The 13876-nt window shown below is 44.5% G+C and carries 13 protein-coding genes; 5 read left to right on the forward strand and 8 right to left on the reverse strand.

Going from position 1 to position 13876, the window contains the following annotated elements; all coding sequences use genetic code 11:
* The first annotated feature begins 176 nt into the window (after positions 1–176).
* Both purM and purN read left to right on the forward strand, forming a co-directional pair.
* On the forward strand, positions 177–1217 hold the full coding sequence (gene purM, locus KI742_RS11900; protein ID WP_005389861.1) for a phosphoribosylformylglycinamidine cyclo-ligase: 1041 nt from the start codon (positions 177–179) through the stop codon (positions 1215–1217).
* A 151-nt stretch (positions 1218–1368) separates the two neighbouring features.
* Entirely contained in the window at positions 1369–2025 is a 657-nt protein-coding gene (purN, locus tag KI742_RS11905; protein ID WP_025768256.1) for a phosphoribosylglycinamide formyltransferase, read from the forward strand.
* 389 nt (positions 2026–2414) lie between these two features.
* On the opposite strand, the gene KI742_RS11910 is transcribed toward purN, so the two are convergent.
* Together KI742_RS11910 and lpcA are read right to left on the reverse strand one after the other, a co-directional pair.
* Positions 2415–3260 (reverse strand): class II glutamine amidotransferase, encoded by an 846-nt coding sequence (locus KI742_RS11910; RefSeq protein ID WP_005380394.1) that lies wholly within the window; start codon positions 3258–3260, stop codon positions 2415–2417.
* A gap of 50 nt (positions 3261–3310) precedes the next feature.
* Positions 3311–3886: a D-sedoheptulose 7-phosphate isomerase gene (gene lpcA, locus KI742_RS11915; RefSeq protein ID WP_005380392.1), complete on the reverse strand. Its 576-nt coding sequence runs from the start codon at positions 3884–3886 to the stop codon at positions 3311–3313.
* Positions 3887–4262: 376 nt separating this feature from the next.
* On the opposite strand from lpcA, the gene fadE reads away from it, so the two are divergent.
* Together fadE and KI742_RS11925 are read left to right on the forward strand one after the other, a co-directional pair.
* Positions 4263–6707: an acyl-CoA dehydrogenase FadE gene (gene fadE, locus KI742_RS11920; RefSeq protein ID WP_005385392.1), complete on the forward strand. Its 2445-nt coding sequence runs from the start codon at positions 4263–4265 to the stop codon at positions 6705–6707.
* A gap of 204 nt (positions 6708–6911) precedes the next feature.
* On the forward strand, positions 6912–8687 hold the full coding sequence (locus tag KI742_RS11925; RefSeq protein WP_005380390.1) for a SulP family inorganic anion transporter: 1776 nt from the start codon (positions 6912–6914) through the stop codon (positions 8685–8687).
* A gap of 73 nt (positions 8688–8760) precedes the next feature.
* Here the strand turns inward: KI742_RS11925 and KI742_RS11930 are convergent, their stop codons facing one another.
* From KI742_RS11930 to dnaQ, 5 genes are all read right to left on the reverse strand, one after another.
* A complete protein-coding gene (locus KI742_RS11930; RefSeq protein ID WP_005391824.1) occupies positions 8761–9171 on the reverse strand; it encodes a GNAT family N-acetyltransferase in 411 nt (136 codons plus the stop codon).
* Between the two features lie 84 nt (positions 9172–9255).
* The gene (locus tag KI742_RS11935) at positions 9256–9648 is read right to left on the reverse strand and encodes a DUF1353 domain-containing protein (RefSeq protein WP_137282304.1); all 393 of its coding nucleotides are present in this window, start codon (positions 9646–9648) and stop codon (positions 9256–9258) included.
* A gap of 191 nt (positions 9649–9839) precedes the next feature.
* A complete protein-coding gene (locus KI742_RS11940) occupies positions 9840–10370 on the reverse strand; it encodes a hypothetical protein (RefSeq protein WP_005380387.1) in 531 nt (176 codons plus the stop codon).
* A 222-nt stretch (positions 10371–10592) separates the two neighbouring features.
* Positions 10593–11843, reverse strand: coding sequence for a TIGR03503 family protein (locus KI742_RS11945; RefSeq protein WP_256901278.1), 1251 nt, complete (start codon positions 11841–11843; stop codon positions 10593–10595).
* A gap of 8 nt (positions 11844–11851) precedes the next feature.
* Positions 11852–12574, reverse strand: coding sequence for a DNA polymerase III subunit epsilon (dnaQ, locus tag KI742_RS11950; RefSeq protein WP_005380385.1), 723 nt, complete (start codon positions 12572–12574; stop codon positions 11852–11854).
* Between the two features lie 59 nt (positions 12575–12633).
* On the opposite strand from dnaQ, the gene rnhA reads away from it, so the two are divergent.
* Complete coding sequence (gene rnhA, locus KI742_RS11955; RefSeq protein WP_005380384.1) at positions 12634–13098, forward strand: ribonuclease HI; 465 nt, start codon at positions 12634–12636, stop codon at positions 13096–13098.
* Here rnhA and KI742_RS11960 read toward each other — a convergent pair.
* The gene (locus KI742_RS11960) at positions 13095–13841 is read right to left on the reverse strand and encodes a class I SAM-dependent methyltransferase (protein ID WP_017636046.1); all 747 of its coding nucleotides are present in this window, start codon (positions 13839–13841) and stop codon (positions 13095–13097) included. The two genes, rnhA and KI742_RS11960, sit on opposite strands and share 4 nt — an antisense overlap.
* Positions 13842–13876 lie beyond the last annotated feature (35 nt).

Below are 13876 nucleotides of genomic sequence, written 5' to 3' on the forward strand. Positions count from 1 at the left end.
CATCTCCGGCTATAGTTGGCAATATTTAAACAAACCTTCAGATTATACATGATTTTCACAGGGATATCAGGATAAATCACTAAAGAAAAAAACAGACGCAAACGTTTGCTATCTATGTTTAAGCACTGTTAGAATAGCGCCGTTTTCATATCCAACTTAATACCGAGGACTTCCCTGTGAGTGGTAACAACTCTTCTCTTAGCTATAAAGACGCTGGTGTAGATATTGATGCAGGCAACGCGCTTGTGGATCGTATTAAGGGTGCGGTAAAACGTACTCGTCGCCCTGAAGTTATGGGTGGTATCGGTGGTTTTGGCGCGCTATGCGAATTGCCAACTAAATACAAACAACCTGTACTGGTTTCTGGTACTGATGGCGTTGGCACAAAACTTCGCCTAGCACTGGATATGAACAAGCACGACACGATTGGCATCGACCTAGTGGCAATGTGTGTAAATGATCTTATCGTGCAAGGCGCAGAGCCACTGTTTTTCCTAGATTACTACGCAACAGGCAAACTAGACGTTGATACCGCAGCGGATGTTGTTTCAGGTATCGCAGAAGGGTGTGTTCAAGCAGGTTGTGCCCTAATTGGTGGCGAAACTGCGGAGATGCCGGGCATGTATGAAGGCGAAGACTACGACGTAGCTGGTTTCTGTGTTGGCGTAGTAGAAAAAGAAGACGTGATTGACGGCACGAAAGTCGCTGCTGGTGATGCACTTATCGCTGTTGGCTCAAGCGGCCCACACTCAAACGGTTACTCCCTTATCCGTAAGATCCTAGAAGTATCTGGTGCAGATAAGAGCGAAGAGCTAGCAGGCCGCACTATTGGTGAGCACCTACTAGAACCAACAAAAATTTACATCAAGTCAGCACTTAAGATGATTGAGAAACACGACATCCATGCGATTTCTCATATCACTGGTGGTGGTTTCTGGGAAAACATCCCACGCGTACTGCCTGAAGGCACGAAAGCAGTTATCGATGGTAACAGTTGGGAATGGCCAGTTATCTTCAAGTGGCTACAAGAGAAAGGCAACGTCGACACACACGAAATGTACCGCACATTCAACTGTGGTGTAGGTCTAATCGTCGCACTACCGAAAGACCAGGCAGACGCAGCAGTTGCTCTTCTTAAAGAAGAAGGCGAAAACGCGTGGGTGATTGGTCAAATCGCACAAGCAGACGCGAACGAAGAGCAAGTTGAAATCCAATAATTTGCAAATCGAGCTCAAAAGATAAGAAGAATGAGGACACTAGATGACTAGGTCCTCATTTTGCTATCTAGAACACTAAAAACCATTCTATTAGTAGGTAGTTTAGAAGCTACATAACTCCAACCTACAATACCAAGGCGCTCTCGACATCATGAAAAACCATACCCTAAAAAACTTTGTGGTCCTCATCTCGGGTAACGGAAGTAACCTGCAAGCTATCTTGGAAGCTTGCGAAGACAGCATGCCAAACGCACGAGTGGCAGCCGTGTTCTCTAACAAAGCAGATGCTTTTGGTTTAGAACGTGCAAAAAAGTTTGATGTAGACGGTCACTTTGTCGACCCTAAAGCATTCAGCTCGCGTGAAAGCTTTGATGCAGAGCTAATGAGTCAAATAGATGAATACCAACCAGACGTGATTATTCTTGCTGGTTACATGCGCATTCTGAGCAGCGCATTTGTTTCTCATTACATGGGTAAGATGATCAATATCCACCCTTCTCTTCTACCAAAATATCCTGGGCTACACACACACCAGAGAGCAATTGATGCTGGCGATAAAGAACATGGTACGAGTGTGCACTTTGTAACGGAAGAGCTTGATGGTGGCCCTGTCATACTGCAAGCAAAAGTTCCTGTGTTCGAAGACGATGATGCTAGTGTACTTGCGGCACGTGTTCAGGCGCAGGAGCACCGAATCTACCCTATGGTGGCTAAGTGGCTGGTAGACGAGCGGTTGATCATGAAGGATGGTAAAGCCTATTTAGATGGCGCAGAGCTTGGCGTACATGGGTACGCCTCAGATGAGTAGCCCTGAATAATAAACTCCAGGCACAAAAGAGCAGCCTGAGGGCTGCTCTTGGTTGTTTTAATACTTATAAACTTGATTCAAGAAAACCATGGTGAGACTAGAAACCTAAAACCCAACATTCTAAAAAATCCCATAACCACTTGAGTAACATAACACTCGGAAAGTAGATTCTGAATCTGGTTCGTTCTTCACCGTTCAGACTGACGAGATGTTTTATGAGAAATTTCTATCAGTTACGTCTTTACAGCAAGCCTTAGCGAGACTAGGACTCTACTACCAGCACTCTAGAAAGTAAGAATGCTCATCCGTATCCGCCCTCGGTTTAAAACGCATAAAAATAAAGCTCGCGATTAAGCGAGCTTTATTTTTATATTCAGAGTAAGAGACCATCACTCTAACGGTTCGGTTGGCGCTTGATTGCCCGGCTTAGCCGCCGCAAACGGCACATTTACCAGTTCAGAGGCATTATTTTTGACTAGTTCACCTAGGTGAAACAAGCCGTATTCGCCAGGTTTCATACGCTGCCAAGCTTCGTTGCCCGTCAAAGGTTGAGTTGCGATCACAGAAACGATATCGTGTGGCGTTGTTTCTTCTTGGAAGTTAATTTCCACATCTTCATCAAGCAACGCGGCTTTTCCAAACGGTGCGCGTCTTGTGATCCAATACAAATGATTGGTGCAATACGTCATTACATACTCACCATCACTCAGAAGCATGTTAAATACACCCTTCTCTCTTAGCTCATCACAACATTTAGCAACATATAAGAATACCGACTCCATATCCTTTGGTGGCTCAGGATATCGATCTTCCATTTGCTTCAATAACCAGCAAAATGCCAGTTCACTATCTGTTTCACCGACAGGTCGATGTCGACCTGTATGCAAGTCTTGATAGCCAGAGAGCTGACCGTTATGCGCAAACGTCCAATACCTACCCCACAGCTCACGTGTAAAGGGATGAGTATTTTCTAAATTAACACCACCACGATTCGCCTGTCGGATATGACTAACGACCGCACGACTTTTGATGGGATAATTTTGTACCAACTCTGCAATTTTAGACTCACAACTTGGCTTGGGATCTTTGAAGGTTCGAAAGCCCTTCCCTTCGTAGAAGGTGATCCCCCATCCGTCACGGTGTGGGCCGGTTCGACCTCCACGCTGCATGAGCCCAGTAAAACTGAAACAAATATCCGTTGGAACATTAGCGCTCATACCGAGCAATTCACACATGGTTTAAAAAACTCCCTAACAACACAGCTCGAAACGGTGGCCGTAAACGATTATTCCATCTCTTTTTCGATCAACTGAATGATGATATGAATAATCTTAATATGAATTTCCTGAATGCGGTCTGCATAACCAAAGTGTGGCACGCGGATTTCAATATCTGCAAGGCCTGCCATTTTGCCGCCATCTTTACCTGTTAGCGCAATCGTCTTCATGCCTTTCGCTTGTGCTGCTTCAATCGCTTTCAGGATGTTACCTGAGTTACCTGAAGTCGACAGACCAAACAGTACGTCACCTTTTCGACCAACCGCTTCTACATAACGTGAAAACACGAAGTCATAACCAAAGTCATTACTCACACAAGAAAGGTGGCTTGGATCTGAAATAGCAATACCAGCATAGCCAGGACGATTTTCTCGGTAACGGCCTGTTAGCTCTTCGGCAAAGTGCATTGAATCACAGTGAGAACCACCGTTACCACATGACAATACTTTACCATCTTGCTTGAATGAGTCAGCAATCATTTTCGCCGCTGCTTCGATTTGCGCAATGTTATGGTCATCGCTTAAAAATTTGTTGAGCACTTCAGCAGCTTCGTTTAATTCACTTCTAATCAGATCATGGTACATAAGACGTTCTCTTTATTATTTCGGCTTCAGTCAGCTCTTGACTCACTGAGCAAATTGTTCTGATACCAATTTGGTATCGGACATTTCATAAACCGGAACTCGGGTTTGATTACTCTGAGTTTACCCACAAACGAGAATTAGTGTCGATAGTGAACCAACAGATTTAGATTAGTGATGGTAATAAACTTGTCAACTTGCTCATGAAACCATCACTCAAATCTCAACTTTAGAATTTTAACTCTACTTAGATCACTTTTTATCCAATCTTATGTTTTACATTTCCTTAATATTTTGATTACACTTAAACCAACTGGTTAGACCTCTTACCTAACATGCAGACGTACAAAACTTATAAAGTCTGAAAAGGAAAATATATATGGACATCTTGCTCTCAATCATCACGATGGCGATCGTGCTAGGCATTACGCTCTACCACCGCATGTCTCTCGTGAAATCTATTAGCTTACTCACCGCAGCCATGCTGGCTCTTACAGTAGCTGGTACTGTTGGCGTTATTGGTTGGGCGATTTACGTTCTCGCCGCAGCTGTGCTCGCGGTTCCTGGCGTCCGTCAGTCTTTAATTAGCCGCAAAGCGTTAGTGCTTTTCAAGAAAGTGCTGCCAGCTATGTCTCAAACCGAAAAAGAAGCGTTAGACGCAGGTACCGTCTGGTGGGAAGCCGAACTATTTAAAGGCAAACCAGAGTGGCAAAAGCTACACGCAATTCAAGCACCTAAGTTAAGTGCGGAAGAACAAGCCTTTTTAGACGGCCCTGTGAATGAAGTGTGCGCCATGGTGAGTGATTTCCAAGTGACCCATGAACTCGCGGACTTACCGCCAGAAGTTTGGCAATACCTGAAAGATCATAAGTTCTTCGCCATGATCATTAAGAAAAAGTACGGTGGTCTTGAGTTCTCAGCATACGCGCAATCACTAGTACTACAAAAACTAACGGGTGTTTCTGGCGTTCTATCGTCTACCGTTGGTGTTCCTAACTCTTTGGGCCCAGGTGAGCTACTGCAACACTACGGTACTGAAGATCAAAAAAATCATTACTTACCGCGTCTAGCTGAAGGTAAGGAAATCCCTTGTTTCGCCCTAACAAGTCCAGAAGCGGGTTCTGACGCTGGATCTATTCCAGATTACGGTGTGGTCTGTAAAGGCGAATGGGAAGGAAAAGAAGTACTGGGTATGCGCCTGACTTGGAACAAGCGCTACATCACCCTAGCGCCAGTCGCAACGGTACTAGGCTTAGCATTTAAACTTCGCGATCCTGAAGGTTTGCTAGGCGACAAAGAAGATCTTGGCATCACTTGTGCGCTTATCCCAACTGATGTCAAAGGTGTTGAGATTGGTAACCGACACTTCCCGCTCAATGTACCATTCCAAAATGGTCCAACGCGCGGTAAAGACATCTTTGTTCCTATCGATTTCATTATCGGTGGTGAAAAAATGGCGGGCCAAGGTTGGCGTATGCTGGTTGAGTGTCTGTCGGTTGGACGTGGTATCACGCTACCTTCAAACTCAACAGGTGGCATCAAAACTGCGGCAATGGCAACCGGTGCTTACTCACGTATTCGCCGTCAGTTCAAACAGCCGATCGGCCATATGGAAGGAGTTGAAGAACCATTAGCACGCTTGGGTGGTAATGCTTACGTGATGGATGCAGCAAGCAACTTAACCGTTGCGGGTATCGACTTAGGTGAAAAACCTTCAGTTATCTCAGCTATCGTGAAGTATCACTGTACGCACCGCGGCCAGCAAAGCATCATCGATGCAATGGACATCGTAGGCGGTAAAGGTATCTGTATGGGACCTTCTAACTTCCTAGCTCGTGGTTACCAAGGTGCGCCAATCGCAGTAACGGTTGAGGGTGCTAACATTCTAACACGCTCAATGATCATCTTTGGCCAAGGCGCAATCCGTTGCCATCCGTACGTTCTTGAAGAAATGAACGCGGCGTATTCTGAAGCAAGTAATGCTGTCGAGAAATTTGATAAAGCGCTTGCTGGTCACGTGAGCTTTACAATGAGTAACCTAGTGCGCAGTATCTGGTTTGGTTTGAGCGACGGTCTGGGCTCTTCATCGCCAACCAAAGATGCAACCAAGCGTTACTACCAACAATTGAACCGCTACAGTGCAAACCTTGCCTTACTATCGGATATCTCGATGGCAGTGCTAGGTGGCTCTTTGAAGCGTAAAGAGCGTCTATCAGCACGTCTTGGTGACATTCTAAGCCAGCTATATTTGAGCTCTGCGACGTTGAAACGTTTTGAGCAAGATGGCCGCCCAGTCGAAGATTTACCATTAGTACACTGGGGTCTACAAGACAGTTTGAAACAAGCGGAAGTGGCGGTAGACGAATTCTTAGCAAACTTCCCGAACAAAGTGATTGGTCGTGCACTGCGCGTGTTAATCATGCCATTCGGTCGTGTACGCAAAGCGCCAAGCGATAAACTAGACAGTAAAGTGGCGCGCATTCTACAAACGCCAAGTGCAACGCGCTCACGCATTGGTCGCGGTCAATACCTTGAACCAACCGAGCACAACGCAGCAGGTAAGATTGAGCTTGCGCTGTCAGTCATTCTTCAAGCTGAACCTGTGTTTGACAAAGTATGTAAAGCGCAAGGTAAGCGTCGCCCATTCTTACGTTTGGATATGATTGCTCAGGAAGGGCTAGAGCAAGGCTTTATCACGCAAGAAGAAGCCGATCTACTCAGAGAAGCGGAACAGCATCGTCTAGATACAATCAACGTTGACGATTTTGAGCCGGAACTGCTTGCCGCAAAGCCGCTATACCCTCAGATGGATAGTGTCGCGTAACTCTAGAATCTGAGACCACAAACGGGAGTATCAGCTCCCGTTTTTTATTGCTTCCAGAATCGGATTCATAACACCTCACACTACAAAGCTCCCCCCTGCGCAATAAAATCCTCGCACTCCAATCTTTCCCCCGATTTCCAGTGATAACTAACTCACAGACGTTCCAACTAAGCGGTGTATACTTTAAGTAACTCACTCACATATATGGTAAATCCGTTGGCTAAAATATTACTCGCACAGTGGTTCCCAGGGCTTGTTCAGCTTAAGCATTATCAAAAAGAATGGTTTGTTAACGACTTTAGAGCCGCCTTTTCTGTTGTCGCGGTTGCACTGCCAGTTGCCATAGCTTACGCACAATTAACTGGTGTATCCGCAATTGTCGGTCTGTATTCGTGTGTACTGCCAATGTTGGTTTACGCCATGATGGGCACATCTCGGCAACTCATTGTCGGACCCGATGCAGCAACCTGTGCAGTGATTGCTGCTGTTGTGACACCACTTGCCGCAGGTGACCCCACAAAACATTGGCAGTTGGTTATGACCATGACAGCGATGACGGGAATTTGGTGTGTACTGGCAAGTCGTTTCAAGCTAGGGGTATTTGCAGATTTCCTTTCTCGTCCGATTCTTTTGGGTCTACTCAACGGTGTTGCTCTCACAATTATCGTTGGTCAGTTTGCGAAAGTAGTCGGTTTGAAATACGAGCAACGTTATTTACTGGAACGTTTATGGGAAGCTCCACAACGATTAACCGATCTTCATTGGCCTACTGTAACTCTGAGTATCGTGACAGTTGTCGTTTATTTGCTCACCAAACGCTACCGACCAACTTGGCCTGCTGCCATGCTGGCGATCCTCGTAACTACTGCGTCAGTTTGGTTTTTCCATTTACAAGAGATGGGCGTATCGGTTGTCGGACTCACTCAAGGTGGCTTCCCTCAGTTTCAAACACCGGAGTTTGAGCTAGGTGAAGTCCGTGAACTAGTGGTCCCGGCGCTCAACCTTGCGATTGTCAGTTTTGTTAGCATGATGCTCACCGCCCGCAGTTTCGCTGCTAAAAACGGTTATGATATTGATGCTAATAAAGAGTTTCAGGCGTTGGGTTTTGCCAACATTGCCTCAGCGTTTTCGCAAGGTTTCGCGATAAGCGGCGCTGACTCACGCACAGCCGTCAATGATGCAAATGGCGGTAAATCTCAATTAGTTTCGATTGTCGCCGCAATCACCATTGCCATTATTGCGGTATTTATTTACGAGCCTTTACAGTTCATCCCTATCGCTTCACTTGGTGTTGTATTGATCATTGCGTCCCTATCGCTGCTCGATCTTAAAGCAATTTGGAAATTAAAATCTCGTGACAAAGATGCATTTTATCTGGCCATCATTACTTTTATTTCTGTGTTGATCGTGGGTGTAATACCGGGGATCACTTTGGCGGTACTGTTAGGGCTGTTTCAATTTTTACGGATTGTCATGCGACCGAGTGATCAGCTACTTGGCTTGGATGAAAAAGGTACCATTCGGACCATCGACGACTCAGGAAAAGCTTCGCCTATTCCTGGAATGGTGATTTACCGCTTTAACTCACCGCTAACTTACTTCAATGCTCCTTACTTTAAACGTAGAGTGTTAGAGCAGGCAGAGCATCACAAAGACGCAAGTTGCGTTGTCATCGACGCCGTATCGAGCTTTACTCACTTGGATCTCAGTGTGATGGCAACACTGGCAGATATTCACAATACTTTGAAAAAGAGAGGTGTACGCTTAATCCTCGCAGGAAGGAAACGACGTCTTCGTCAATGGTGTGAGCTTACTGGTATCAGCACCAGTGAAGGAGGCATCTTACTGCGAGCTGATATGTACCTTGCCATTAAACTTAGTGGCTGTTACATCAGTGCTGTGGGTGAGGGACAAATTCCTACTGTTCAAAAAGAGCCTGATTTAGAGCAGCCACCCAAACCTATTCCAGAAGTGGCTTAAATACAAATTTAATATAGAAAACAGGAAATTAAACTCCTGTTTTCTAGTGCTTATCTTCACAGCTGAATACGTGTTACGCCTTTGGCTTAAACTTTTTTGTCATCCCTTGGCTTTTAGGAGCCACCAGCCTATAACCAAGCTTTTCGTAAAAGACCGGTTCATCAGCAATCATAGAAACGTAAGAGCCTTCAAGTGCAACAGAAGAAAGATAACCGTCGATGTATTCCATGACTTTTCTACCTAAACCGTTGCCTTGATAATCAGAATCAACGGCAACGTCGACAATTTCGAAGTTACACGCCCCGTCACCAACAACCCGACCCATTGCAATGAGCTTTCCTTCATCCCGAACAGATACGCCATATAACGAATTGGGTAGACCAATTTCAGCAGCTTTCAACGATTTGGGTGATAGCCCGGCTTTGATACGCATATCACAGTATTCTTTCGGGCTTGGCACATGCTCTTCATATCTTATTGTCATTATGTACTACTCCTTTGTATCACCTTGGAGCTTACATAACTAAACTGTATAAATAAACAGTTAAACGTTGGAAAGATGTTCCCATTAAGCACACAAAGTATCGGGTCTAGAAAAGAACCCGCCGACAACTCTGACGCCATAATAGATATAAGTTGCTCTGAAGCTAGACATTCCTTTTTCTAAACATGTTTCTCTCAACAACGTATCCGCATGCTTTCGAGCACTTTGAGGCAACACCTCTTCCCTCATGAGTTGGTAAAGAGCATCATGCACTAAAGAAGCTTTCATAATGTTTTTTGTGTCTAACGCTGGCCCACTCGCTCCATCCCATGCATAGCCCTTTTTAATCGTTAACACGCCTTGTTTGGACAAACTAAGAAAAGGGCTGTCATACGCCTGACTCACTGAAATGTGAGTCTCAATCTTTTCTTCAGAATGGAGAGTGTATTTGTACTTCTGACGCTTTTTGTATTTCATCAGAGACCTCGCGTTTACTTATTCTTATTTATCACGCACAGCTGAATATTTATCCAGAAACCCTACAAGATCGGCTCTTGTTATTATGGCGTACTACCTATTACAAAGCCCAAATCAATATGAATAGAACTCCATGCAATCAATAAAGCCAGAACCCCTGACTTTATTGATCAAAATTCAACCAGAAACCCTTATTCTGAAGGAAGTCTACTCAATTTTTTATGGATATCTTCTACAAAATTGGCTTGTTCACTTGGAGAAACCTCTAGAACATAATGAAAAAACGGACTTGTATGCTCAGTAATTTTATACTCTTCACTTAACAGCTTAATTACTTGTTCATGATTAAATCGTGCGGAGACTAAGCCACTCTCGGTTTCTTGAGTTATAACTATATAGTGAGCGGTTGGAAAAACCGTAAACCTTCCTTCGACAGGAAACCAGGGAGCAAAAGAAATAATCTCGTCATCAATTATGTATGCTTGAGGTTTACTGACATAAGTGTAAGGGTACTTTTCATCTAAATAGGGTCTTGCTGTATCAAACAAGCCATCATAATAAGTTGGTATTTCTACTTTTTGGATTTTACTTAAGGGATCGAAAGTGAAGGTATCAAGTGATTTTAAATTATTACTTCCCGAATCTGGATTATTAACACCATTATCAATAGAAGAACAACCTACAATTATCACTGCACAAAAAAAAGCTAAAATTTTATTCATTATTTCTTTTATCTTTAATTGATTGTTTTGAAAGTTAGTCACATTAAAAATGCAACCAATTTAGAAAGTAAAAATGATATATTATTTATATAAAATCCCAAACATATATTTGAATACAGTAAACTTAAATATTCATAATTTATCCATTTTTCTTCTTCCAACTTGGTAACTTGATAAAAAAACGGAGCCGATTGGCTCTGTTTCTCGCTTTATGTGTTACTACTATTTCTTTGGTACTTCTAATTGCATCTCTGGCATGGCATCGCGCTTCGCTTTAATTTTGCGCCAGACTATCCATGCAATGATCACAATCAGCAGCATTATCAAATTACCCACCGCGATAATAATCATGCTGCGCTTACGCTCAGCCTCTCGCTCAGCGATAATTTGCTTTTCCATTTCAATACGGCGCTGTTCGGCTAATTCAGCTTCTTTTGCAATTCGAGCAGCTTCTAGATCAACTTCATCAACAACACTGAAGGTTTGCTCTGGGATAGGAAACACCAACGAGCGCTGGGTTGCAAAATCAGTGGCAAAGATCTCGCCGCGCCATGCGTACTTACCAAGCTCAGCATCGTTATTGAGGTTCAACGTAACTCTCATTCCATCTTTAGAGACCTGTCCTTGGCTGTAACTAATGAAACCATCGGGTGCGTCCTTTTTCACTGTGACTGCTATAGAGCCTGGTGCAATCATACCTTGCTCGCCACTCACCACTAATTGGTGTGGCTTATCGGAATTACGAGCCTGAATAAAAGTACGAGAGATTGGGTTCGGATAAACCAAGATGACTTGTTCTTGCGCTCGTAAGAATACGCCATTGCCAGACGTGATGCGCGCGCGGTACTTACCAGGCTCAACGTCTATCGGGAGCTGAACCGTAAACACACCATCCCCTGCTTTTTCATCCAAGCCGCGGCCGTCATCAGAAAACTCACCCACAACCATCGACACTGGACGAGCTTCTTTGATCAGCTCATCTTCATTTTCGACAAACTTGGTAAATGTCACGCGCAGATTCACGCGATCAAGGAAGTCGCGCAGTACAAGAGGTTTGCCGTCGGAGGTCAGGCGAGCTGTAAACTTAAGCGCTTCCCCATTATATAATCGGTTTGGGAACAGATCCGTACTGAGCTTTAGGTGAGAAATTAAGCGGATGTTATTTTTAGGCGTAACTTTCCCCACAGCCTGCCATGGACCTGGCATAGGGTTATCAACGGAAATAATATCGAGTGAGGCTTCTTGATACCAACGTACATTGTCGTAAGAGCCCCAAGCATAGTATTTTTTACCGTCAGGACGGACTAAAACAACTGGCTGAGAACTTTGCTCACGATAAACCAAAAACGTGATCTGCTCGATGGTTGGATCAACTCGAAAGCGATTGTCTAACAAAGACATTGTAGATTCACTCGCAGCACTCGAGAGACTACTCCATATCGCTAAAAACGCGACCAACAAAGCCCTCAACATAGCTTCTCCTATTGATGCCAAATACAGTCGTTCACCAACTCTAATCTTTTTTGGTGAGCTTCTAGTTCATCGGCACTTGCGCGCAAAACCTTTAGCGCTTTTCTTCCTTCAATACGACGAATGGTTTCTACCCCACCCTCTTGTTTATTCGCGTTAAATTCTAGACTCGTTTGACCACCCGTCATAAAGAGGTAAACGTCGGCTAGAATCTCCGCATCGAGCAAAGCTCCGTGGAGTGTACGGTGCGAGTTATCAATACCGTAACGTTCACATAAGATATCAAGGTTGTTTCGCTTACCAGGGAAGATTTTCTTCGCCATTGCAAGGGTGTCGGTCACCTTGCAGTAGTCGTCCGTTTTGCCGATGTTAGGATCGAGCATGCCAAACTCGTAATCCATAAATCCGGTATCGAAGGGCGCGTTGTGGGCAACAAGTTCTGCGCCTTTAATAAACTCAAGAAACTCTTGGTGCACGCTCGCGTATTCCGGTTTATCAACCAAGAATTCATCCGTAATACCGTGAACTTCAACCGCTTCTGGTTGGATTTCACGATCGGGTTTTAAATAAACGTGGAAGTGACGACCAGTCAGCTTACGGTTGATGATCTCCACGGCACCGATTTCAATAATGCGGTGTCCCATGTAGTGAGGACCACCCTCGCGGTTCATACCTGTGGTTTCGGTATCGAGAACGACAATGCGGTTATATTCAGAATTGCTGCTGGTATTCATAAGGTTATGTATGTCAGACTATGCTTTATTAAATGTTTCGGCTAATAGTACCAAAAAATATGACCAAACACGTTGAGATTTTCACTGACGGTTCTTGTTTAGGTAACCCAGGACCAGGTGGTTACGGCATAGTATTGCGTTACAAAGACGTAGAAAAGACACTTTCCAAAGGCTATACGTTAACTACCAACAACCGCATGGAAATGTTGGCGGCTGTCGTCGCGCTACAGACGTTAAAACAACCTTGTAAAGTCACTTTAACGACTGACAGCCAATATGTGCGCCAAGGTATTACTCAGTGGATCCATAACTGGAAGAAGCGTGGTTGGAAAACAGCGGATAAAAAACCCGTGAAGAATGCCGATTTATGGCAAGCTCTAGACAAAGAAACCGCACGCCATCAAGTTGAATGGCATTGGGTAAAAGGCCACGCAGGCCATCGTGAGAACGAAATGTGTGATGAGCTAGCCCGGACTGCTGCAGAAAACCCAACTGAGGAAGATACAGGTTACCAACCCTCTTAGCGAGATTCTTTCCTCATAGTGTTACCCTCTCGATTCATCACCCCAAGTGGTGTGAGCTTTTTCTTCAAGCGCCAATGCGGTTTGATAGGCTTGAGAGGGTATGTCCGTTTCCGCGCGACTATGTAATACAAACTCCCAGCGGGTGATGCCCAATCACCAAGACTATTTTCCAACCATGTCCACATCGTACGGTAACGTTTCATCGGAAACAGCGCATAACGATCACAATGAATCACTTGATAATTAAGTAACCCTAACCAATCTTTGATGCGGTTCGACGTAAACATTCGTCCACTCCAAGGCAAATTATGTTTACGCCATGGAAGTAAACTCGCTAATCCAGTCAAGCTTAATGGGTTGAATCCAGTAATAATTACATAGCCATCATCCATCATCACTCTATCGACTTCACGCAACAAACGGTGTGGATCGCTTGCATAGTCGAGCTGATGAGCGAGTATCACAACATCAAAGCTTTTTTCCAAAAAGGGTAATTCGTAACCATCTGCAATCACATTATGCAACGGGTTCTGGATATCTACGTTGACTTGGTGTTGAATGTTACAATTACAGCTGGTTAGCTCACAGCTCAACCCGCCCAGTTTGAGCATATGGTAGCCGAAGAGTTTCGGACACCATTCATCAAGTCGGGTCTGGATTGACTCAAGCACCCACGGACCGTTGTTCATTGCTGACCAAGTCGACGGGTGTGGTATAGTTTTGTTGCTGAGTGCTGGTTTCATTAACCACCTGACTAAAATGGGTGACGGAGAACGAA

Origin of the sequence: Vibrio sp. D417a (assembly GCF_030248595.1) — a bacterium.
In the GTDB taxonomy this organism is placed as follows: Bacteria; Pseudomonadota; Gammaproteobacteria; order Enterobacterales; family Vibrionaceae; genus Vibrio; species Vibrio alginolyticus.